Below are 955 nucleotides of genomic sequence, written 5' to 3' on the forward strand. Positions count from 1 at the left end.
GCTTTCTCTGAAAGCTTGGTTGCTGAAGCGCTAAACAGCTTGGGATGCATACTAGACAAGGCTAGTAATGCCTTTTGCAGGCGAACCTGAACTTGCAGTTGAGCTGCCCCATCATGCGCTATCGGCAAAAAGACATCATCGAATAAATCTTGGCAGTTTAACGAGGGCACAAACAATCTTGGGAAGCGAGTTTTGGTCGGCTGTTGGCTAATAAGTTCTCCCCAAAGTGAAAGCGCCCGAATCGAACGTCCCAGAACATCAATCACAGTACCATTATCATTAACGGCAGGAGAGAGGGCCCTAGAGGCTATTTCTGCAAGTACAACTAAGCCAAAGCGAGGATCTTGGTCATAGGATCGCTCAGTTCGGATCGTGAACGCTGCCGTTACCTCACTTTCTTCTGTTAATTCGCCACAGACCCAAGCCAATGGTTGACCAAGATAAACAAAACTCCCTGGCTGCCTCTCAATATAGATAGTGGATTGAGAGGCTTTAGCAACACTATCTAGGTGGTGCATATCAATATGTTGTAAGTAACCAATTTCTTTGCTGACAATCGGTTTGCTTCCTCTCGGTTTGTGCTCTGGATGACTCCAAGGAAATGCACCCAGCCAAGGCTCACAGCCTCGTTTTCGAATCGCACTTAATAGCGCTTGTTCCACATTTGAGGTGGTTTCCGAGACTCTACCAAGTACAGATAGGTGCTGAATCCAGCGAAGTAGAGTCAGGATGATCATAATGATCACCACCATGGTTACGATGAACAAATAGATCTGTGCCTGCTCGTGATAGGCGCCAATACCAAGTGCGATGATGCCTACCAAACTAAACAAGAATGAGCCAAGAAAAGTCGCCAGAGCATTTTGCGTTGTGCTGTCTTCCATCAATAGCTTGGTAGCTCTAGGAGTGACCCCTGCACTGGCCGCGCTGTACGCTGAAACCATAATGTTGAGTG

Annotated in this window: 1 protein-coding gene; it reads right to left on the reverse strand. The window is 47.1% G+C overall.

Features of this window, described 5'->3' with window-relative positions; all coding sequences use genetic code 11:
- The coding region (locus R8N49_RS25480) for a DUF2254 domain-containing protein (RefSeq protein WP_318190258.1) at nucleotides 1-955 on the reverse strand (955 nt) is incomplete at both ends.

Source organism: Vibrio sp. 1978, assembly GCF_033344345.1.